20 protein-coding genes are annotated in these 20,454 nt (G+C 57.6%); 8 read left to right on the forward strand and 12 right to left on the reverse strand.

Annotated features, from left to right (window positions below):
* Nucleotides 1-71: 71 nt before the first annotated feature.
* Entirely contained in the window at nucleotides 72-1,148 is a 1,077-nt protein-coding gene (locus M4951_RS09100; protein WP_262026168.1) for a thiamine phosphate synthase, read from the reverse strand.
* Nucleotides 1,149-1,449: 301 nt separating this feature from the next.
* Between M4951_RS09100 and M4951_RS09105 the strand changes: the two genes are divergently transcribed.
* The gene (locus tag M4951_RS09105) at nucleotides 1,450-2,070 is read left to right on the forward strand and encodes a tetratricopeptide repeat protein (protein ID WP_262026169.1); all 621 of its coding nucleotides are present in this window, start codon (nucleotides 1,450-1,452) and stop codon (nucleotides 2,068-2,070) included.
* Between the two features lie 72 nt (nucleotides 2,071-2,142).
* Nucleotides 2,143-4,692, forward strand: coding sequence for an ATP-dependent Clp protease ATP-binding subunit (locus M4951_RS09110; protein ID WP_262026170.1), 2,550 nt, complete (start codon nucleotides 2,143-2,145; stop codon nucleotides 4,690-4,692).
* Between the two features lie 208 nt (nucleotides 4,693-4,900).
* On the opposite strand, the gene M4951_RS09115 is transcribed toward M4951_RS09110, so the two are convergent.
* The 5 genes from M4951_RS09115 to ubiE form a co-directional block, all read right to left on the reverse strand.
* Nucleotides 4,901-5,737: a phosphatidylinositol-specific phospholipase C/glycerophosphodiester phosphodiesterase family protein gene (locus tag M4951_RS09115; RefSeq protein WP_262026171.1), complete on the reverse strand. Its 837-nt coding sequence runs from the start codon at nucleotides 5,735-5,737 to the stop codon at nucleotides 4,901-4,903.
* Nucleotides 5,738-5,817: 80 nt separating this feature from the next.
* Nucleotides 5,818-6,546 carry a type 1 glutamine amidotransferase gene (locus tag M4951_RS09120; protein ID WP_262026172.1) on the reverse strand — a complete coding sequence of 243 codons (729 nt, stop codon included), beginning with the start codon at nucleotides 6,544-6,546 and terminating at the stop codon, nucleotides 5,818-5,820.
* Nucleotides 6,547-6,555: 9 nt separating this feature from the next.
* Complete coding sequence (locus tag M4951_RS09125; RefSeq protein ID WP_262026173.1) at nucleotides 6,556-7,464, reverse strand: UbiA-like polyprenyltransferase; 909 nt, start codon at nucleotides 7,462-7,464, stop codon at nucleotides 6,556-6,558.
* Nucleotides 7,448-8,116, reverse strand: a complete 669-nt coding sequence (locus tag M4951_RS09130) for a UbiX family flavin prenyltransferase (protein ID WP_262026174.1) — start codon at nucleotides 8,114-8,116, stop codon at nucleotides 7,448-7,450. The genes M4951_RS09125 and M4951_RS09130 overlap by 17 nt, the downstream gene beginning before the upstream one ends.
* Nucleotides 8,113-8,823, reverse strand: a complete 711-nt coding sequence (gene ubiE / locus M4951_RS09135) for a bifunctional demethylmenaquinone methyltransferase/2-methoxy-6-polyprenyl-1,4-benzoquinol methylase UbiE (RefSeq protein ID WP_262026175.1) — start codon at nucleotides 8,821-8,823, stop codon at nucleotides 8,113-8,115. Before ubiE ends, M4951_RS09130 begins: the two co-directional genes overlap by 4 nt.
* 228 nt (nucleotides 8,824-9,051) lie before the next feature.
* Here ubiE and M4951_RS09140 point away from each other — a divergent pair, with 228 nt between their 5' ends.
* On the forward strand, nucleotides 9,052-9,786 hold the full coding sequence (locus tag M4951_RS09140) for a 2-phosphosulfolactate phosphatase (RefSeq protein WP_262026176.1): 735 nt from the start codon (nucleotides 9,052-9,054) through the stop codon (nucleotides 9,784-9,786).
* Nucleotides 9,787-9,897: 111 nt separating this feature from the next.
* Nucleotides 9,898-11,502, forward strand: a complete 1,605-nt coding sequence (locus M4951_RS09145) for a glycine--tRNA ligase (RefSeq protein WP_262026911.1) — start codon at nucleotides 9,898-9,900, stop codon at nucleotides 11,500-11,502.
* A 63-nt stretch (nucleotides 11,503-11,565) separates the two neighbouring features.
* Here M4951_RS09145 and M4951_RS09150 read toward each other — a convergent pair whose 3' ends face one another.
* From M4951_RS09150 to M4951_RS09160, 3 genes are all read right to left on the reverse strand, one after another.
* Complete coding sequence (locus tag M4951_RS09150; protein WP_262026177.1) at nucleotides 11,566-12,048, reverse strand: RrF2 family transcriptional regulator; 483 nt, start codon at nucleotides 12,046-12,048, stop codon at nucleotides 11,566-11,568.
* 164 nt (nucleotides 12,049-12,212) lie between these two features.
* Nucleotides 12,213-12,848, reverse strand: a complete 636-nt coding sequence (locus tag M4951_RS09155; RefSeq protein ID WP_262026178.1) for a signal peptidase II — start codon at nucleotides 12,846-12,848, stop codon at nucleotides 12,213-12,215.
* Nucleotides 12,823-13,230 (reverse strand): TraR/DksA family transcriptional regulator, encoded by a 408-nt coding sequence (locus tag M4951_RS09160; protein WP_262026179.1) that lies wholly within the window; start codon nucleotides 13,228-13,230, stop codon nucleotides 12,823-12,825. Before M4951_RS09160 ends, M4951_RS09155 begins: the two co-directional genes overlap by 26 nt.
* Nucleotides 13,231-13,430: 200 nt before the next feature.
* Between M4951_RS09160 and thrC the strand changes: the two genes are divergently transcribed.
* The 4 genes from thrC to M4951_RS09180 all read left to right on the forward strand — a co-directional run bounded on the left by thrC (nucleotide 13,431) and on the right by M4951_RS09180 (nucleotide 17,224).
* Nucleotides 13,431-14,831: a threonine synthase gene (gene thrC, locus M4951_RS09165; protein ID WP_262026180.1), complete on the forward strand. Its 1,401-nt coding sequence runs from the start codon at nucleotides 13,431-13,433 to the stop codon at nucleotides 14,829-14,831.
* A 65-nt stretch (nucleotides 14,832-14,896) separates the two neighbouring features.
* Nucleotides 14,897-15,694 (forward strand): 4-hydroxy-tetrahydrodipicolinate reductase, encoded by a 798-nt coding sequence (dapB, locus tag M4951_RS09170; RefSeq protein ID WP_262026181.1) that lies wholly within the window; start codon nucleotides 14,897-14,899, stop codon nucleotides 15,692-15,694.
* The gene (locus M4951_RS09175; protein WP_262026182.1) at nucleotides 15,695-16,066 is read left to right on the forward strand and encodes a hypothetical protein; all 372 of its coding nucleotides are present in this window, start codon (nucleotides 15,695-15,697) and stop codon (nucleotides 16,064-16,066) included.
* A gap of 108 nt (nucleotides 16,067-16,174) precedes the next feature.
* Nucleotides 16,175-17,224: a threonine aldolase family protein gene (locus M4951_RS09180; RefSeq protein ID WP_262026183.1), complete on the forward strand. Its 1,050-nt coding sequence runs from the start codon at nucleotides 16,175-16,177 to the stop codon at nucleotides 17,222-17,224.
* Between the two features lie 148 nt (nucleotides 17,225-17,372).
* Here the strand turns inward: M4951_RS09180 and M4951_RS09185 are convergent, their stop codons facing one another.
* From M4951_RS09185 to M4951_RS09195, 3 genes are read right to left on the reverse strand one after another with little or no spacing between them, the layout of a single operon-like run.
* Nucleotides 17,373-18,365, reverse strand: coding sequence for an ROK family protein (locus M4951_RS09185; RefSeq protein WP_262026184.1), 993 nt, complete (start codon nucleotides 18,363-18,365; stop codon nucleotides 17,373-17,375).
* A 32-nt stretch (nucleotides 18,366-18,397) separates the two neighbouring features.
* A complete protein-coding gene (locus tag M4951_RS09190) occupies nucleotides 18,398-19,006 on the reverse strand; it encodes an SIS domain-containing protein (protein WP_262026185.1) in 609 nt (202 codons plus the stop codon).
* 8 nt (nucleotides 19,007-19,014) lie between these two features.
* Nucleotides 19,015-20,397, reverse strand: a complete 1,383-nt coding sequence (locus M4951_RS09195; protein ID WP_262026186.1) for an MFS transporter — start codon at nucleotides 20,395-20,397, stop codon at nucleotides 19,015-19,017.
* Nucleotides 20,398-20,454 lie beyond the last annotated feature (57 nt).

Here is a 20,454-nt window from a genome sequence, read left to right on the forward strand (position 1 = left end):
CGGATTGCCGAAGTATTGAATCTTAGAGACGTGCCGTCCTGACCAGGACGGCACGTTTTTTTGGGCGCCGCTTAATCATTTTTGACGATGAGTCGCCTTTTCATTTCCTTGGCAGCTTCGCGCGGATCGTTCACCCCCGCAATCGCCCCACTCACCGCAACTCGCGAGATCCCGGCTTCAACCACTTGTCCCACATTTTCGAGCGTGATCCCTCCGATCGCGAACGCTGGCAACCGGATCTCGCCGGCAACCTGACGAACCAGATCAAGACCTGGAAACTGGTCGAACGACTTGGTCTGCGACGGAAACGTCGGGCCAACTCCGATGTAGTCTGCGCCATCCAGAACCGCGAGGCGGGCCTGATCGATGCTGTGGGTCGAGACGCCGATCAGCTTGCCGACGCCGAGAATCGCACGGGCCTCCTTCACTGAGAGTTCCTCTTGCCCGACATGGACGCCGTCGGCATCAGCCAATGCGGCGATGTCGCAGCGGTCGTTCACGATGGCGAAGGTGGACGTCGCGGCCGTGATTTCACGCAACTGTCGTGCTCGCGCCAGTAAAGTTCGATCGTCGAGCGTCTTATCGCGCAACTGCACGATATCGACTCCGCCGGCGATCAAATCAGCGACTATTTGGGAAAAATTTTCCGCATTTTGGCAGCCGTCGATCAAAGCATAGAGTCGAGCGCTCGCCAGCCGTTCGCGATTTTCCTGCGTCATGGTGATCCCCTTTTCGAGCGTGTAACTGCGATATCGCAACTGCTCGAAATGGGCGGAGACCTTCGGTTGGACCAGCTTGCTGAACTCTTCCAGCGTCCGGAGCGACTGTTGGGCCCGTTTGAGATTTGATGTGGCAGTTTGGGCAAGATGGGTTCGGGCTTGTTCGCCGCTGGTGGTGACGGTCACGCCGACATCGGCTTGCGTATCTCTTGCGCTGTGCAGAGTTTCGGACGAAAACTGTTGCAACGCCGCCGCCAGATCATGCCGGATGTTTTTGACGATCGTGGTCAAGTGACGATCATCCAAGCCAAAGCGGACGAAATCTTCGACAACCCGCAGTCCTTCGGCCGCGCGATTGGCGGCGGCGTCGATCGCTCGCCAGGCGGCGATGGTCGATTGTGCGTTGACTGGTTGTTGTTCGTCTGGCATCGGTTTTTCCTGGGGTATTAGCTATCACGATTGTAGAGACTCTTGGCAATCGCATCAGCAGGGTTAGTTTTTCACGTAACCAGCGCCAGAGTCACGGGTTGCTGAGACGCTAAGCCCACAGTTGCCTAGAAGCATTCGTCACATCGTCATTGCAAGCGATACCGATGTGACTCGCCCAGAGTGCGTAAGTTCATGGCATTTCTTTAGTTGCCTTGCTTGCGCTTTATTTGCGAGTTAGAATTCCTCGGCGATTCCAACCGATCACTCCCTTCGGAGATTGATCGCTTCTGGAGAGGTAGGGATGCTAAATTCGCCATGGATATATTGCCTGTGGCCAGGACTTACGGAAACGTGGGTATATGGTCGCTGGCAAGGGCTCGTGTGGGCCGGCGGTTTCGCGCTGTTATTAAATACAGCGTTGATTCTGCACGGCGTTTGGCCAGAGCTCGTGGGCGAAACGATACATCACAGCATTTGGTACGTAGTCACCGCAGTATGGGCGACTTCAACCGGATGGAGTATCTATCGTGTCGCTCGCGGCGGTTTTCAACCGCTCGACGAGTCGGTCGAGGCCTTGTTTCATGCGGCCCAAAACGAATACTTACAAGGACAATGGCACCAGGCCGAAGCAACTTTGCTTCGTTTGCTCGCGCGGGATGCACGCGATGCGGAAGCGCGTCTGATGCTGGCGACCTTGTATCGGCACACGCAGCAATATGACGCGGCGCTCGAAGCGATCGCCAAGTTAATCAAGCTGGATGCGGCCGGACGCTGGTGGGCGGAGATTCAGAGAGAACGACGCTTGCTGGCCGATCGAATGGGTGACAGCGACGAACCCAATGAATCGCCGCAAGCATCCAAACCAGAAGCAGCAGTGGAAAGTGAGCACAGCGAAGCGGCGCCGTCTACCGAGGCGGCATAGTCCAATTTGCCCCGTGCGATAGAATACAGAGAAGCAGACTACCCGCTATTACTCATCGCGAGGTTGAACTCCATGTACGAAAGATTTACCGATCGCGCTCGGAAGGTGATGCAGCTGGCGAACCAAGAAGCGCAGCGGTTCAACCACGAGTACATCGGCACCGAGCATATCTTGCTTGGGCTGATCAAAGAAGGCAGCGGAGTCGCCGCCAACGTACTCAAGACGTTGGAAGTCGATCTCCGCAAAATTCGACTCGAAGTCGAGAAACTCGTCCAAAGCGGACCCGATATGGTCACGATGGGGAAACTTCCCCAGACCCCGCGGGCCAAAAAAGTGATCGAGTACTCGATGGAAGAGGCTCGCAATCTGAACCACAACTATGTCGGCACTGAGCATATCTTGCTGGGCCTCTTGCGTGAGCAAGAAGGAGTCGCCGCCCAGGTTCTGATGAACCTTGGTTTGAAACTCGAAGACGTTCGCGAAGAAGTTCTCAACCTGCTGGGTCACGGCATGGAAGGGGACGGCGGACGCGAAGGTCGCGGTCAACCCGAGAGCAGCTCGGATCCGGCCGCCGCCAAAGGGAGCAAGTCGAAAACGCCGGCGCTCGACAGCTTTGGTCGCGATCTGACCGAACTCGCCAAGCAAGGCAAGCTCGATCCGGTCATCGGCCGCGAACGAGAAATCGAACGCGCCATTCAGGTTTTGTGCCGCCGCACCAAGAACAACCCGGTTTTGCTGGGTGAAGCCGGCGTCGGTAAGACGGCGATCGTGGAAGGTTTCGCCCAACGCGTGATCGACGGCGACATTCCGGAACTGCTGGCCGAAAAGCGGATCGTCGTGTTGGACTTGGCGATGATGGTCGCCGGCACCAAATACCGCGGTCAGTTTGAAGAACGCATCAAAGCGGTCATGAACGAAGTTCGCCGCGCCAAGAACACGATCTTGTTCATCGACGAACTTCATACGTTGGTCGGAGCCGGCGGCGCAGAAGGCGCTATCGACGCGGCGAACGTGCTGAAGCCCGCGTTGGCGCGCGGTGAAATTCAATGCATCGGCGCCACGACGCTCGACGAGTACCGGAAGTACATCGAAAAAGATAGCGCTCTGGCTCGCCGTTTCCAAGAGATTCAGGTCGATCCGGCCTCGAAGGACGAAACGGTCGAGATCCTCAAGGGTCTGCGTGATCGGTACGAAGAGCACCACAACGTGCAAATCACCGACGACGCGGTCGTGGCCGCGGCCGAATACTCGGATCGTTACATCACCGGACGCTGCCTGCCGGACAAAGCGATCGACGTAATCGACGAAGCGGGCGCCCGCGTCCGACTGCGCGTGATGACCCGACCGCCGGATCTGAAAGAAATTGACGAAGAAGTCGAAACGCTGAACCGCAAAAAAGAACAAGCGGTCGCCGATCAAGACTTCGAGAAAGCGGCGGCCCTGCGCGATCAGGCCGACAAGCTGAAGAAGAAAAAAGATTCGATCATCAAAGAATGGCAAGAGAAGTCGCGTCAGAAAGATGGCGTCGTCGATGAAGAAGTCATCGCCGAAGTCGTCTCGAAAATGACCGGCATCCCGCTGACCCGGATGACGACCGAAGACACGATGCGTCTGATGCAGATGGAAGACGAACTCCATCGCAAGGTCATCAGCCAAGACGACGCGATCAAAGCGGTGTCGAAGGCGGTCCGCCGCAGTCGCAGCGGTTTGAAAGATCCGAAGCGTCCGACCGGCTGCTTTGTCTTCGCAGGTCCAACCGGCGTGGGTAAGACGTTGCTCGCCAAGGCGCTGGCCGAATTCATGTTCGGCGACGCTGACGCGCTCATTCAAATTGACATGAGCGAGTACATGGAGAAGCACAACGTCAGCCGTTTGATCGGTGCTCCTCCCGGATACGTCGGCTACGAAGAAGGCGGTCAACTGACCGAGAAGATTCGTCGTCGTCCGTACGCCGTGGTGTTGCTCGACGAAATTGAGAAGGCTCACCCTGACGTCTTCAACATGCTGCTGCAAGTGATGGAAGAAGGCCGTTTGACCGACAGCTTCGGTCGTAACGTCGACTTCCGCAACGTCATCTTGATCATGACCACCAACGCTGGCGCTGGTGCGATCAAGAACGAATCGGCTTTCGGCTTCCAAGCTCCGGAAGAAGGCGCCGAGTACGACAGCATGAAGCATCGCGTCGAGGAAGAGATTGGCAAAGTCTTCCGTCCTGAGTTCATCAACCGCGTCGACAAGACGATCATCTTCCATCACCTGACACGGGAAGATCTGAAGCTGGTCATCGACCTGGAATTGAGCAAAGTTCGCGAACGTCTCTCCGAACGTGGTTACGACCTCGTCCTGACCGACAAAGCGAAAGAGCTGATTATCAAACGCAGCAACCAGAGCGACAAAGGCAATGACTTTGGCGCCCGACCGCTGCGTCGTACGATCGAAAATTCGATCGAAGATCCGTTGTCCGAAGAACTGCTCAAAGGCGAGTTCCAAGGGATGGATCAGATCGTCGTCGACGCCGTCGAAAACGACGAAGGCAAGATGACCCGACTCGACTTCAAAGGCGCGCTCAGCGAAAAAGAAGCCGAACCGGTCGCCGCCGGCGGAACCGAAGAGTCGAAGTAACCACTGCTTCGTAATGACGAGAATTAGAAAGCCCGGCCAATTTGGCCGGGCTTTTTTTATTGGATCATGGGAAAGGAGACTTGCCCAATAATGTTCGCACAAGATATGTAGGGGCGCCGTTGCCATGTCTTCGTGGAAACGGCGCCCGCTAGATCGAAGAAACGCCGGCGATGATCGCGGCCGAATTGAAGTGACGCCGGCTTCTCGGTCACCGACCTTGGTTTTCTTGCGCCGTCTGGCTCGCTGTTAGATAGTTGGTCAGCTTCGTCAGATTGTCGGTATGGATCACGTCCACGCCGCAATCATCCAGTACTTTCCACATCGCGATCGTAGCAGGCGTTCCCCAAAAGCGAATTTGGCGACCCTCTTGATGCGCCTGACGAACCAATCGCTGCAATTTTTCTCTTTCGGCCGCGGGGATCTTCCCCTTCCCTTTCCAGGAAAAATGCGACCTCCAGTCGCCGCTGATCAGCGGCATCAAGTGGGGCGGCGCTGCGCTGCCCAAATCATGTAGCCGGCCATCGATGCCGACAAAACGCAAGGTTTCTTGGGCGATCGTGTGATGCGGACGACTGCCGGAGGCGACGACCTGGATCGCACGCGTTTCGACTTTGCCGTCGCGGACCTGCGTCAAAATATCAGCATATTGGCCCAGCGTTTTGGCAAGCGCTGCGTAAACTTTTTCGCCATCCCCGTGGATATCGATCAACAGGCGAAACGGCGGAGAGCCTGGGTGAACCCGACCGTGACCCTCTCGCACCCGTTTTCGCAGCGGATCAAGATAAAGCGTCTCTAGCGTTCGGCGCGGATTTAGTTCGTGATACCAGTGGGCGACGAGCAACTGATCCCCAATCAGGTAAACGTCCGCTTCAACGCTGTTGAAGCCATGGTCGAGTGCGTCGAAGAGCGGGCGCTGGTGATGAAAGTCGTTGTGCGCGTGCGCACGCAGCAACACCAAAGGCGCCTCTTCCGCGCGAGCATCAACGGCGAGCAATATTCCGACAACCGCGAGTGGAAGCGTAACAACCAGACGAAGCAGGCTCAAAGGATCGATCCGCAAGTAAGAAGGGAATCCGACGCGAGACGATTGCGCCCATTGTAATCGGCGTCCCCTCCTGCCGATGGTTATCTTCCCAGAAATTCCCGCTGGAACGCCATCAGCAACCCCTCGGTCTCTGGCGCCGCGACGCAAGTTGCTTCAAACTCCTCATACGGTACGCCAGCGATTTTTTCGCAGTACTCGGGATAGGCGCGTACTCGTTCCAGCAGCGTATCGACCGTCAGTTCGGGGTGAAATTGCGTGCAGTAGATCGGTTTGCCGGTGACGCGAAACGCTTGTTGCGGGACACTTTCGCTCGAAGCAAGCAATTCGACGCCAGAGGGCAGCTGGATTACGCGATCTTCATGACCCATGTACGCCTGAAATCGCTGGCCCAGTGCGGAGAAGATGGGATCGTTCCGGCCTGCTTCCGTCAGAAAGAGTTCATGCGTGCCGAGTTCGGCATGTTCCAGATCATGAATCACCCGGCCGCCGAGCGCTCTGGATAACGCCTGAAATCCCCAGCAGGAGCCGAACAGGGGAATATCGATCTCGACGATCCGGCGCAGCCCGGCGAGCGCCAGTTCCAGCCAATCGGCATCCTCTGCGACCGAGTAGTGCCCGCTGCCGCCGATCATCACCATATCGATCTCGGCCAGCTGCCGTTCGCTGGGCGCGCCGGCAAGCAGATCGAATGGTTCGATCTGCGTTGGCTCGCACTGCAGCGCGTGCGCAAAACAGGCGATCTCTTGACTGCGAATCGGATCATCGGCGTTTCGGATCTGCACTAGCAGATAGCTTAGGCGTTTTGGCATGCCGCTATTCTACCAAAGCAGCAGATCGATCGTCGTCACCACAAATAGGCCGACGCCGACAATTGTGTTCACATGAAAGAAGGCGAGATTGACCCGCGACAAATCGTCAGGGCGGACGAGCGCATGTTCGTAAATCAACAAGCTCGCGACCGCTGCGACTCCCAGCCAATAGATCAGCCCCAGCATTGGATAGACGACCGGCAACAGCGCCAGCGCTCCGATCATCAACGCATGGCAAGCGGCTGCGATCCGCAATGCGCCAGCAACGCCAAAGGTCGACGGAACGCTATGCAGCTTGGCGTCACGATCAAATTGGGCGTCCTGACAAGCATAGATAATGTCGAACCCAGCGACCCACAGCAACACTGCGGCGCCAAGGGTGACTGCCGGCAACAGATCCAGCGGATCGGCCAAGATCGCCGCTCCGCGAATCGCAATCCACGCGGCGATCGGCGCCAACATCAATGACGCGCCCAACCAAAAGTGAGCCAGCGCGGTCCAGCGTTTCGTATAGCTGTACCCGAACAAGAAGAGCAGTACCGGTACCGACAATACCAGCGGCAGCCAATTGGGCCAAAAGAGCAGCGTTGACGCGACAAAGCCGATCGAACAGGCGACCGTAAACAACGTCACTTCGCTAACGGACAATATTCCGGCAGGGATATGCCGCGTTTGCGTGCGAGGATTCTCCGCGTCAATCTTGCGATCGGCTAGTCGGTTGAGAGCCATCGCTGCGCTGCGAGCAAAGACCATGCACAGCACGATCCCCAGCAGTTCGCGCCACGAGAAGCGAATGTCGACTCCTGCTGGGGCCGGAGCGTTCCAGGCCATCACCGCCGCTAATAAGGCGAACGGCATCGCAAAGACGGTGTGGCTGAAGCGGATCATCGCCAGGATGTCGCTAATTCGCTGAATCATCGCTCCCCCATCGTCGCATCATTGCGTGCGGTATATCCAGCTGATCCAAGATTCGCGCCACGATGAAATCGATCAAATCGTCGAGCGATTCGACGCCGTGATACCAGCCCGGCATCGCCGGCAAGACGACGGCGCCAGCTTCGGCGGCCTTGCGCAGGTTGTCGAGGTAGATCAGCGACAACGGCGTCTCACGCGGGACCAGGATCAAGCGACGGCGTTCTTTTAAATGGACATCGGCGGCGCGTTGGATCAAGTTATCGCTGGCTCCGTGAACGACGCCGCTGAGCGTTCCGCCGGAACATGGACAGATCACCATGCCGTGCGATTTGGCCGATCCGCTGGCGATCGGCGCCAGAAAATTGCTGTAGTGGTAATAACGGAGTTCGCCGCGGCGCTGCGGTCGATTTTTCTCCATCGTGGCGGCCAATCGTCGGTCGTTGGCCGCTGGGCTGTCATCCACGATCGAGCGAGCGTCGAACTTCTTCAAGTCGAGTTCGACATTCAACTCTTGCAGCCAGACGGCGCGTCCCGAGACGCTGATCGACAGATCCACGTCATAGCCGGCATGAATCAGCACGTTCAGCAAGCGCCGAGCGTAGACCGCGCCGCTGGCGCCGGTGATCCCCAGCACGATCGGAGAGACGTAGCTCATTTGGTCCCCACGTAGAGCGTGGCGATGCCAAACGTCAGCGACTTGTAGAAGACGTCCTGAAGTCCGGCGGCCCGCATTCGCTCGGCCAGCGCTTCGCCATACGGAAACTCGCCGACGCTATCAGGCAAATACTTGTAAGCGTCTTCGCGATTCTTGGCGAACAGTCGCCCCAGCATCGGCAGGATGTTGCGGAAGTACCATAGGTAAAACGCTTTAAACGGTTGCCAGGTCGGAATCGAAAACTCGAGCACGGCGATCTTGCCGCCTGGTCGACAGACGCGCGTCATTTCGCTTAGCCCCAGATCGGTATTGGTCACATTGCGCAGACCAAATGCGACCGAGACAATTTGAAACGTGTCGTCCTTAAACGGCAGCGCTTGCGTATCCGCTTCCTGAAAACGAATCATGTCGCCGATTTTGGCGCGGTTTTTTTTCTCTTCCCCCACTTCTAGCATTTCTGGGCAGAAGTCGGTCGCATCGACCCGCACTTTTCCCTTCGCCGCGCGGTAGTAGGCCAGCGCCAAATCGCCGGTGCCGGTGCAGACGTCCAAGATCGGAGCGTCGCCCGTTGGAGGGACGATTTTCACGGTTCGCCAGCGCCAATAGCGGTCGACATTCATCGACAGAAGGTGATTCATCCGGTCGTATTTTCCGGCAATTTCGGCGAACATTCGCCGGACGCGCGTTTCCGATTTGTCGACGACCATGCGTAGCGTTTTCCCAGTGCGGGCGAATCGAAGCGGTGAAACCACCTAATTTACCGCAAGCCGATCGTTTCCGTAACACGGCGCCCGTTTTCCCCGACTTGTGTAGGAGCGACCGGAGCTGCGCAGAGACAAAAACGCGATCAACTTCACGATTTTAAACAAAGTTGTCGCATTCCTTCGTGTGCTCTAACGCATTATCATGGCGACCATCTTATCAAGAGGAATCTCATGCCGCCGACGATCTACGTACATCTACTGCCGGAACTCGCCTCGGAAGAAACTCTCGCTGGATCGACCGCTGTTGTGATCGACGTGCTGCGAGCGACGACCACGATCGTGCATATGCTGGCCGCCGGCGCCGATCATGTATCGCCTTGCATCTCGATCGAAGACGCCAAAGAGAAAGCCTCGCTGATCGACGGGGCGTTGCTTGGCGGCGAACGCGGAGGCGTGCGGATCGATGGGTTTGATCTCGGCAATTCGCCCACCGAGTATTCTCGCGACATCGTCGCCGGCCATCCGGTCATCTTTACGACCACCAACGGCACCAAAGCGATGCAGCGCTGCCAGCGGGCGAGCCGCATTTTGATCGGCGCTTTCGTCAATCTTTCGGCCGTCTGCCGCGAACTTTCGGACGCCGAAAACGTCCATCTGGTTTGTGCGGGCACCGCCGGAGAGGTGACGCGCGAAGATGTCTTGCTCGCCGGCGCCATCGTTGACCTGATGACCGCGACCGGCCAGTGGGAAGTCAACGACGCCGCCCAGATCGCCGCCGACGCTTGGCGAACCGCCCAGGAGAACCTGGTCGCAGTGCCGCTGGTCGAACGATTGCAAAAGAGCCGCGGCGGCCGCAACGTCTTGGCGATCGGCCTGGAAAACGATATCCAGATCGCCGCGACCCTCGACAAGTTTGACTTGGTTCCAGAGTTGGACGCGGAGTCCTGGGAAATACGTCTCCGGTAGACGTAACTCCCTATGGCAAGCTAAACTAGGACCTTTTCGTCCCCAGCTTTTGGGGCCGACTGGATAGTCGAAACACCCCCTTTATTTGTTAGTCGAGCCGTAGCCATGGAAATGGAAAAGCTAGTGTCGCTTTGCAAGCGACGCGGATTTCTCTTTCAATCTTCCGAAATCTATGGAGGAATCAACGGCTTCTGGGACTATGGCCCTTTGGGGGTCGAGTTGAAGCGGAACGTCAAAGAAGCCTGGTGGCGCGACATGGTCAGCGGGCACGACGATATCTCGACCATGCCCGGCGCTCCCCAGCCGTACGAGATGACCGGACTCGACTGCACGATCATCATGCACCCGCAGGTCTGGAAGTGCTCGGGACATTACGATCTGTTCCATGACTATATGGTCGATTGTCGCCAATCGAAAAAGCGTTATCGCCATGACCAGGTAGTCGGCCGCTGGGTCGAAGCGAAGGGGCAAAAGATCTTCGCAACCGCCGGATCCGATTCGGATCAGCCCGAAACCGACATCGAGCGAAACGCGCTAAAGTTCTTCGGACTGCGCACCAAGCAAGCCGAACAGCTGTCGTGGGACGGAGCGATGGTTTCGCTGACCACGGTCGACGACTTCGCCCAAGTGTTAGGCCCCGACGCGAAGGAGCTGGGCACGCTGACCGAGCCCCGCGAATACAACCTGATGTTCAAGACGACGGTTGGCGCACTGGGCGGAGAAGAAAATTCGGCGTATCTGCGGCCGGAAACCGCGCAGGGGATCTTCGTTAACTTCAAGAACGTGGTCGATAGCTCACGCGTCCGCATCCCTTTTGGAATCGCCCAAGTCGGCAAGAGCTTTCGCAACGAGATCACGCCGCGCAACTTTACGTTCCGATCGCGCGAGTTTGAGCAGATGGAGATCGAGTTCTTCTGCCATCCCGATTCGTCGGCCGATTGGTACACCTACTGGCGCAATCGTCGTTTCCAATGGTATCTCGACATGGGGTTGGCCGGAGACAAGTTGCGTCTGCGCGAGCATCACAGCGACGAACTGAGTCACTATTCGACTGGAACGGCCGATATTGAGTACGCTTTCCCGTTCTTGCCGACCGGCGAGTATGGAGAGCTGGAAGGAATTGCGCATCGGGGAGATTTCGATCTCCGCAGTCACATGGAAGGCAAGCTTGATCCCAACAGCAACCCGCTGACGCTGGAACTGGATGCGAACGGCAAACCGAAGCATCGGGGCAGCGGCAAGGATCTAACTTACCGTGACGATCTGACCAACGAACGCTTTACGCCGCATGTGGTGGAGCCTTCGGCCGGAGCCGATCGAGCGACATTGGCCTTTTTGTGCGAAGCCTACACCGAAGATGAGGCTCCCGATGAAAACGGGAAGCTGCAGTCGCGGTTGGTGATGAAACTGCACCCGCGGATCGCACCCATCAAAGCGGCCGTGTTTCCGCTGGTCAAGAAAGATGGAATGCCCGAGATGTCGCAAGACATCTATCGCGCACTCAAGAAGAAATTCAACGTCTTTTACGACGAAAAAGGAGCGGTTGGACGTCGCTATCGCCGCCAAGACGAAGCCGGAACGCCGTTTTGCATCACCGTCGACGGTCAGTCGATCACCGACGGAACGGTCACCATTCGCCATCGTGACACGCTTGAACAATGGCGCGTCAAACAAGACGATGTTGTCGCTGAGATCGATAAGCTGATCAGCGAATAACGCTTCGGTGACAAGCTCTTGCAGCGAAGACGCCGCAAGAGCATGGCGCCCGAATACCGAATACTAGCTCCCTTGTCGAACCACCACGCCGGTTTCCGCCAAAGCGGATGTGATGTGAGGATGCGGCGCGATCACAGGGCGTCCATTGGTGGACTTTGTTACTAACTTCGAGATCTTGATGTCGGCCAGTTGTTGCCGCATCGCGGTCGTCACGTTGGCCAACGCTTCTTTCAAGTTCTCTTGGAAGGACGAATCGACTTCACTCTCGATGGGCAATCGTGAGTCCATCGGACCGTCGATTGCTTCAATGATTTCCAACAGCGAAATCTGTTCGGCCGGACGTACCAAGGTATAGCCGCCGTCAACTCCACGGGTGCTACGCAAAATTCCATGCGTAACGAGGTTGCGCAAAACCTGTAGTAAAAACCGCTCCGGCATATCTCCTTTGGCGGCAAGCTTGCTGCAAGGAACCGGGCTAGAGGAATCGGTTTCAGCCAGTTGGAGTGTCGCTTGAAGTGCATAAGCGACCGTTCGCGAAAGTTTCATGGGATTGCCCCTTTGAAGGGAGGTGGAATCTCCCGAGCGCATGATGAGAGGTAATTGACGATTGTTCCGTGTTCGTTGCCTAGCCAATTTGAGGGAATTGACCAGAACTTCTACGGGACAGGTGATAATTTACTAGAAAATATCACAATGTCAATTAATTATGCTTACACTTCTTGTTGGGGCGGGTGGTCTTTACGCGATTGCGTCGGATTATCCCCCACAGGTGCTAAGAATGCGTGAATAAGCAGCAATGCGGCGCCGCAAACTAAAAAGCTGTCGGCGATATTAAAATTGGGCCAGCGATAGTTGTAAGAGCCAGCCGTCAGCAATATCCAATCACGAACCGCGCCTTTGTCCCACTGGCCGAAGCCGTGATACATGCCGAGTCGATCATATAAATTGCCGAAGATTCCTGCCGTGACGCTTCCTAAAGCGATCGTCAGCCAGAGATCCCGCGCTGCTTTAGCGATGAATAGCCAGTAGATGATTCCGATCGCCGCGAGGACAGAAAAGCCTGCAAAAATCGGCGTTCCTCCCTGCCCTAACCCGAACAGCGCGCCATGGTTCAGCGAGGTCTCAAAACCAACATAGTTTTCGATCAGCCAGTAGATCCGCAGCGGATTGACCCCTTCGCGCTCGATCAGCGGAAAATGGGCGTCGGCCTGAAAAACCGCATGCTTGGTCCAAAGGTCCAACACGCACCCGGCGATCGCCAAGGTGAAGAAGATGACATAGCGGCTGCGGGAAACGACCGGCAAAGCCGGCTGTGACGAGCTAGACGCGTTCTCGCTGGTTGGCACAGTCAATGCAAAGCGGGGTGTAAGGAATCGCGTGAAGTCGCGGCTTTTTGATCCGTCCGCCGCATTCGACGCACGCACCATACACGCCGGACTCAATTCTCGCCAGAGCTTCTTGAATCAGGTGCAGCGTCCCTTCCTCAGCCGCCAACATGTTGAGCGTAAACTCTTGTTCGTAATTGTCGCTGCCGATGTCCGCCATGTGGATCGGCATGCTCGACAGGTCGCCTGAGGCTTCGCTCCGCGTTTTGCGGAGCGCCGACTCGGTCAATTGCGAGACGTCGCCGCGCAGGCGGGCGCGCAACGCCTGCAGCAGCACGCGAAAAGGCTCGGCGTCGGCCGGCTTCATGCCGTTTTTTTTCGGATCCGAGGGGCTCGTGGGCATTGCCGTAAAATTCCGTCAATGTGAGTGTAAAGACCCCTTATTCTAATGGGGGAGATTTCGCTGCGTCAATTTTTGAACCGACTTCGCAATTTCCGTCTCGAACGACGGCGGGATCTCGCCTTGATAGGCGTCGTATGCTCCAATAGACTGAGCATTCCGTTTTATGCACAAAAAGCCTTTCATAGTAAGTAATTAGCCACGTGGCCGACGCTCCCTCCGCCTATCAAAAATGCCTCTCGCCCGACTGTGGGAAAACCTACGACATCGGTCAGGTGCTGGTCGCCTGTCCCGCATGCGGCGAGCTGCTTGACGTCAAGTACGACTGGGATCAGGTAAAGCCCCCCAGCAGTTGGAAAGAGATCGAAGCCAACTGGGCGCGCCGCGACAACCGGCTCAACTTTAGCGGCGTCTGGCGTTTTCGCAGTCTCTTCCCTTACGCGACCGATGAGCAGATCGTGACGCTGGGCGAAGGGCAAACGCTGTTGCAACAAACCGATAAAGTGGGCGACTATGTCGGGCTCGACGCGGGCAAGCTGCATCTGCAATACGAAGGGATGAACCCTTCCGGCAGTTTCAAAGACAACGGCATGACCGCCGCGTTTACGCATGCCCACATCGTTGGCGCGAAGCGGGCCGCATGTGCGTCGACCGGCAACACCAGCGCATCACTGGCGATGTACTGTTCGGTCACGCAGTTGATGAAAGCGGTCATCTTTATCGGATCGGGCAAAATCTCGTACGGCAAGCTGTCGCAGGCGCTCGACTATGGGGCGCTCACGTTGCAGATCGCCGGCGACTTTGATGACGCGATGGCCCGCGTGCGTGAAGTGACCAAAGATCTGGGCATCTACCTGGTCAACAGCGTCAATCCATTTCGGCTTGAAGGTCAGAAGTCGGTGATGTTCCGCGTGCTGGAAGCGCTGCGCTGGGAACCGCCAGATTGGATCGTCGTGCCAGGCGGAAACCTGGGCAACTCCAGTGCGTTTGGCAAAGCGTTCGCCGAATTGAAAGAGTTGGGCTTGATCACGCGAATCCCGCGTCTGGCCGTTATTAACGCATCGGGCGCCGACACCCTGGACCAGCTTTATAACCAGCATGGGCTGCGCTGGAACGAAGGGCGTTTCGATCAGGATTTGATCAACAATTACTATCGCAACATGGACGAGACCGGCGCCAAAGCGTCTACCTTGGCCAGCGCGATCGAAATCAATCGTCCAGTCAACCTGACGAAGTGTCTGCGAGCGCTGCATGACTGCGACGGCGTGGTCCGTCAGGTCAGCGATCAAGAGATCATGGACGCTAAGAGCCAGGTCGGATCGGGCGGTATGGGCTGCGAACCGGCCAGCGCCGCCAGCGTCGCCGGCGCCAAGATGCTCCGCGAAGAGGGAGTCATCGCGCCTAGTGATCGCGTCGTCTGCATCCTGACGGGACATCTGCTGAAAGATCCCAACGCGACGGTCGCCTATCACACGACCGATCAAGATTACTTCAACCAGGTGCTCGGCAGTCGTGGAGTCAAGCGGGCCGCGCACGCCAACCGCGCGGTTGCGGTTAAAAACGAGCTCGACGAGATCGTCCAAGCCATTCAGCTTTACGGTTAATCATTCTGGTCAGCAATCAATTTGGGCTGCGGATAGCTTTCCGCCCCAGCGGAGTTTAGAAGCATATGAGCGCACCGCGCGTGGTGATCAGCGGCGCTGCTGGTCGAATGGGACAGCGATTGATTGCGTTGGGGCATCAAAACCCAGAAATCCAGTTGGTCGCCGCCTTAGAGCATGACGGCCATCCCAAACTGGGCGAAGACGCCGGCGCGATGGCCGGCGCTGGTTCGATCGATTTACCGCTGTCGTCTAAGTTGGAAGTCGAAGCCGACGCACTGATCGATTTTTCGATTCCGGCCGGCGCCGAGCGCGCGATCAACCTGTGCGTCGATCATAAGATCGCCCTAGTGATGGCGACGACCGGACTGACCGATGACCACAAAGCGATGCTGCAAGCGGCGTCGCAAAAGATCCCCGTCGTCTGGGCGCCCAGCATGAGTCTGGCGGTCAACCTGACGATGAAGCTGACCGAGATCGCCGCCGCCGCGCTGAAGGATTATCCCGCAGGCGCCGATGTCGAAATCGTCGAGCGGCATCATCGCTTCAAGGAAGATTCGCCCAGCGGGACGGCGCTCAAATTTGGTGAGATCGTCGCGGCGCAAATGGGGCAAACCAAAGAGACGCATGGTCGCGAAGGTCGTCCCGGTGAGCGGCCGCATGACGAGATCGGCTATCACGCGATTCGCGTCGGCGATAACCCCGGCGAGCATACGATCATCTTCGGCCTGATGGGCGAAACGATCGAACTGACTGTCCGGGCCAGCAACCGAGATTGCTACGCCAACGGCGCGCTCAAAGCGGCGCAGTTCGCTGCTGGCAAACCGGTCGGGCTCTATACGATGTCGGACGTCCTAGGACTTTAAATGGCGAAGTGCGACGAAGGGTACAACTGCGAAGTCTGCGGCCGTCCGGTCGAGAAATTGACCGAGAGCGATCTCTATCTGCGATATGTCATCGGGATGCTTGATCCGGAAGTGCTGCACACGACGCCGGAGCGCCACATTCGCTGCAACCCCGTTTTGGCCCAGTTCATCGTGCATCCCAACTTTGAACCGCTGATCGCCGCTGGTGATTTCGCCAAAGCGAATCTCGATCCGGCGTTTGTCGCTCAGCGAGAAGAATTGGCGACGCGCGGCTATGAACGCTTGCGGGAACTGGTGCAAGTAAATTTGCCAATTGTCGACTATCCTTTGCCCGAAGTGCGGGCCAAGCATGCGGAGAGCCGCGGAGAGTAAAATGCTCTGCGGTTTGCGCGCGGATTCTACAAGCAGTCGAGCGGAGGATCAGGCATAATGAACGATCGCACTTGGTCTTTCACATCTTCAGCTTCGTCGGAGGGTCGCTTGAACGCCCCCAATCCATTGCCGCGCCGTCAATTTGCCAGTGACAACTACGCAGGCGTTATTCCTGAAGTCTGGGAAGCGCTGGAACATGCCCGGTTTGGACATGCGACGGCCTACGGTGAAGATCCCTGGACCGCTCGCGCGTCGGACCTGCTGCGTGATTTCTTTGAGACCGACTGCGAAGTCTACTTCGTCTTCAACGGCACCGCGGCCAACTCACTGGCGCTGGCCTCGCTTTGCAACTCGTATCACAGCGTAATTTGCCACGCATTGGCCCACGTCGAAACCGACGAGTGCGGCGCCCCCGAATTCTTCTCCAACGGCACCAAAGTGCTGCTGGCCGAAGGCGCCAACGGCAAGATCGATCCGGTCGCGGTTGAGAACATCGTCAATCGCCGCAAAGACATCCACTATCCCAAGCCGCGCGTCCTGAGCGTCACCCAGGCGACCGAAATGGGCACCGTCTATCAGACCGACGAACTAGCGACGCTATGCGATACGGCCAAGCGGCACGATTTGCGACTTCATTTGGATGGATCACGACTGGCAAACGCGCTGGCGAGCTTGAATGGATCGCCGGCCAATCTGACCTGGCGGCTGGGGATCGACGTCCTCTGCTTCGGCGGAACCAAGATCGGCATGCCGGTCGGCGAAGCGGTTGTCTTTTTCAACAAAGACCTAGCCCACGAGTTTGAATATCGCTGCAAACAGGCGGGCCAACTCGCATCGAAGATGCGGTTCCTCTCGGCCGCCTGGATTGGCTTGCTGGAATCAGGCGCCTGGCTCAAGCATGCCCAAAACGCCAACGCCTGCGCCGCTGCGCTGGGCAAGGGCGTCGAGTCGATCGAGGGCGTTTCGCTCATCGCACCGGTCGAAGCGAACGCCTGCTTCGTACAAATGCCTGAGAACGTCGCGACCGGCTTGCGCAACCGCGGTTGGAAATTCTACACGTTCATCGGCAACGGCGGCGCGCGTTTCATGTGCTCGTGGGATACGTCGATGGAAGATGTAACCGCACTGGTGGAGGATATCCGCGAGTTGTCTTCGTAACGCGACGCGCGAGTGAAGGGAGATCACTCTTCTCCCCACACAATCAGCCGCACGGCGTTAGCCGCGGTTTCTGACAGGAACTGATTGTCGACGGAAAGTCGAAAACAAAAAAACGCGGCTAACGCCGTGCGGCTGATGTCACTTCCGGCTACGAAGATTTCGCCGCCAGCGCAATCGCTCCGTGAACAACCACCAATTCCCCTAGCGCCGCGGGTACGATCGCATAGCTATCGGTCAGCGGGGGAAACGCAAACCGCCGCACTTGCGCTCGTAGCGGCGTGAAGAAGAGTTGATCGCCCATTAGCGAAACGCCGCCGCCGATCACGATGATTTGCGGCGCGATTAGCGTGATGACTTGGGCGATCGCCCAGCCGAGCGCTTGCGTTCCATGCTCCAAGATATCGCGAGCCAGTTCGTTGCCGTCGGCGGCAGCTTGACCGATAACCTTGGCGGTTAACTGATCGAGATCGTGATCACAGCGGAGCAGCAGGTCGCGGGCAAACTCGTCGCTGGTTTGATCGGCGATCGGGCTCCGGTTGCGTGCCAGAGAGAGCGAGCGAGAGACGTCTCCCATCAGACGCGAGCGGGCTTCGGCGGCCAGACCCCAACCGCTGGCGATCGACTCGACGGTGATCTCTGGGCGATCGGCATGAATGCCGGGGCGGAGATGGCCGATCTCGGCGATCGCGGGACGATCGGCGCCAAACTGCTGCCCCTGATAGACGAAGCCGCCGCCGACGCCGGTGCCGACGGTGACGTAGAAGACGCTGTCGGCGCCCTGCCCTGCTCCGTACAACGCTTCAGCCAGCGCGGCGGCGTCACAGTCATTGCAAAGCGAGGTCGGCAGGTTGAACGTTTTTTTGCACCAATCGCCCAGCGGAAAGTGGTCCCAACCTTCGATCTGATGGCTCTTGGCGATGACGCCGGTTTGCGGATCGACCGGGCCGCCGAAGCCGACTCCGATCGCTTTCGCGCTGTTCTTTTGCAGCAAGCGATGGCCGGCGGTTTCGATCTGATCCAGAATGCCGATCGCACCACGGTCGGGCTGCACGTCCATGCGCTCCAGCGCGATGGGCTCTTGCCCCGGTTGGCCCAGGGCGACTTGCAGTTTGGTTCCGCCGATCTCGATTCCGAGGAACATGCTGGGCCTCGTCTCCTCGGGGCGCAAAGTTTCTAGGCGGCGTATCGTCCGACGTGATTGATGCGAGCGAAGACGTCGTTCAATACCCAGTGGAACAAGCAAAGGTGAATGCTCTCGACCATTCCCATGTCATCGGTCGGCACATGCAGACTGTGTTGCGCCTGCTCTTTCAATTTGCCGCCGCTATAGCCGGTCAGCCCGATTGTCTGCAGACCATGGCGATTCGCCCAATCGACGGCGTTTAGCACGTTGCCGCTGTTGCCCGATCCGCTGATCGCGATCACCACGTCTCCTTCGCCGCCGTAGTTCATCAACTGCTGCAGGAAGATTTGGTCGTAGTGTAGGTCATTACCGACGGCCATCAACCAGCCGGCGTTGTCGGTCAGGCTCAGCACTTTCAGACGCTTGAGCGATTCGTCTCCCAGGTCTTTTTCGTGCAGCGTGCTTTTGCCCAGATCTTCGGCCATGTGGCTGGCGGTCGTGCCTGATCCGCCGTTGCCGAAGATGTAAACCCACTTGCCGTTTTCCCAGGCCTGGTAAATGAGATCGGCCCAGGTTTGCAATGCCGCTTGATCGACTTTGGCGATCTCTTGTTGCAGACGGGCGACGTAAGCGGACGAATCTAATTGGGCGCCAAGCATGACAGCGTTTACTCTAAATCTTCGCTAGGGGGATGATAAAAAATGGCGACCGGCAACATGATCAACACGGTAAATGCGAACAAGTAGCAGCGGGGCCAATCGAAATTTATCAGGATCTTATCGAACAGACCATAGAGAACGCCTGATAGCAAGATCGCTACCCAATTGGCGCGGCTCATCTCGGCGATCACTTCCCCTTTTTGCGACAGCGGGGCCTTCGCTTGCAGATAAACTTGAATCGGCACCGAGAACATGCCGGTGCATGCTCCCAAGACGATCAAGACCGGCAAGCTTCCCCAAAAGCCAAGCAGGTGCCCGTGAAAGGGGCCCGGCAGCGCCAGCAGCGCCAACGACCCGCTGATCCCCCAAGCGCCGATCTGCACGATGCGAAAGTCGATCCGGTTTTTCGACATCAGCCCGGCGATCATACAGCCGAGCGCGATGCCGACGCCGATCAGCCCGTTCATGATGCTGGTTTGGGTATCGGAAAGCTCAAGTTGTACGACCCCCAGCGAATTGACCGATTGCTGCACGACGCCGGCGCAAAGCCAGAAGACGCACGACGCCAGCAGCGCCTTTAGCATCGCCGGTTGGGCGCGAAACAGCCGGATCGCACTCGGCGGAACGGTGCACGCGCCGATGGTCAGTTGGGCGTGCGGTTTGGCTGGCTTCGTCTTGCGTACGAGCAGTGAAGTCAGCGTGCCGACCACGGCAATCACCACGCAGATCGCTGATCCGACCCACAGATTGCTGTTCGATGAATCGCGTATTGCGCCGACGACGTCGCCGGCTGCCTCTGTAGCGACCGTGCTGGCTCCTCCCAATTGATCGCGTAATACGCCGGCCGCAACGGTGCCAAAAATGATCGCCAGAAAGGTCGTCATCAAGAAGATGCCGTTCGCTTTAGGCAGGTCGGGTTCGTGCAGCGTCTCGGGCAAAATGCCATATTTGGCGGGGCCGAAAAAGGTGCTTTGGGCGCCCATCAAAAAGAGGACGACAAACAAGCCGGCGAAGCCGAACATGCCGAAGTACCAAAAGCCGATTACGCCCAGCAGCATCGCGATGATTTCGGCCACTTTAGAGAGCACGATCACCGTCGTCTTTGAGTATTTGTCAGCCAGGTATCCCGCCGGGCCGGCCAATAACAAAAAAGGGAGCGAGAAGATGATCATCGCGATCCCCTGCAGGTCTTGCCCCTCGCCGTTGACGACCTGGTTGACGCCCATCAGCAACAGCAGTTGCTTGAAGACGTTGTCGTTAAACGCTCCAAAGAACTGCGTGACCGTCATTCCCCAAAAGCTGACGTCGCGTGAAAGCGGCGGCAGGTGTGCAGGGTCTTCGATCCGAAGCTCCGACGTCGGCTGATCTACATGTTCCAGCGGTTTATCCATGCGGGCATTATGGGGAAACAGGCCCTGCGGGTATAGGCGAGATGCGCAAGGAAAAAG

The organism is Blastopirellula sp. J2-11 (genome assembly GCF_024584705.1).
Taxonomy (GTDB): Bacteria; Planctomycetota; Planctomycetia; order Pirellulales; family Pirellulaceae; genus Blastopirellula.

What these genes read in the sequence shown, in the direction of transcription:
- M4951_RS09100 (WP_262026168.1), bottom strand. Translation starts at nt 1,148, where the DNA reads ATGCCAGACGAACAACAACCAGTCAACGCACAATCGACCATCGCCGCC.
- M4951_RS09105 (WP_262026169.1), top strand. Translation starts at nt 1,450, where the DNA reads ATGCTAAATTCGCCATGGATATATTGCCTGTGGCCAGGACTTACGGAA.
- M4951_RS09110 (WP_262026170.1), top strand. Translation starts at nt 2,143, where the DNA reads ATGTACGAAAGATTTACCGATCGCGCTCGGAAGGTGATGCAGCTGGCG.
- M4951_RS09120 (WP_262026172.1), bottom strand. Translation starts at nt 6,546, where the DNA reads ATGCCAAAACGCCTAAGCTATCTGCTAGTGCAGATCCGAAACGCCGAT.
- M4951_RS09125 (WP_262026173.1), bottom strand. Translation starts at nt 7,464, where the DNA reads ATGATTCAGCGAATTAGCGACATCCTGGCGATGATCCGCTTCAGCCAC.
- M4951_RS09130 (WP_262026174.1), bottom strand. Translation starts at nt 8,116, where the DNA reads ATGAGCTACGTCTCTCCGATCGTGCTGGGGATCACCGGCGCCAGCGGC.
- ubiE (WP_262026175.1), bottom strand. Translation starts at nt 8,823, where the DNA reads ATGGTCGTCGACAAATCGGAAACGCGCGTCCGGCGAATGTTCGCCGAA.
- M4951_RS09140 (WP_262026176.1), top strand. Translation starts at nt 9,052, where the DNA reads ATGCCGCCGACGATCTACGTACATCTACTGCCGGAACTCGCCTCGGAA.
- M4951_RS09145 (WP_262026911.1), top strand. Translation starts at nt 9,898, where the DNA reads ATGGAAAAGCTAGTGTCGCTTTGCAAGCGACGCGGATTTCTCTTTCAA.
- M4951_RS09150 (WP_262026177.1), bottom strand. Translation starts at nt 12,048, where the DNA reads ATGAAACTTTCGCGAACGGTCGCTTATGCACTTCAAGCGACACTCCAA.
- M4951_RS09160 (WP_262026179.1), bottom strand. Translation starts at nt 13,230, where the DNA reads ATGCCCACGAGCCCCTCGGATCCGAAAAAAAACGGCATGAAGCCGGCC.
- dapB (WP_262026181.1), top strand. Translation starts at nt 14,897, where the DNA reads ATGAGCGCACCGCGCGTGGTGATCAGCGGCGCTGCTGGTCGAATGGGA.
- M4951_RS09175 (WP_262026182.1), top strand. Translation starts at nt 15,695, where the DNA reads ATGGCGAAGTGCGACGAAGGGTACAACTGCGAAGTCTGCGGCCGTCCG.
- M4951_RS09185 (WP_262026184.1), bottom strand. Translation starts at nt 18,365, where the DNA reads ATGTTCCTCGGAATCGAGATCGGCGGAACCAAACTGCAAGTCGCCCTG.
- M4951_RS09190 (WP_262026185.1), bottom strand. Translation starts at nt 19,006, where the DNA reads ATGCTTGGCGCCCAATTAGATTCGTCCGCTTACGTCGCCCGTCTGCAA.
- M4951_RS09195 (WP_262026186.1), bottom strand. Translation starts at nt 20,397, where the DNA reads ATGGATAAACCGCTGGAACATGTAGATCAGCCGACGTCGGAGCTTCGG.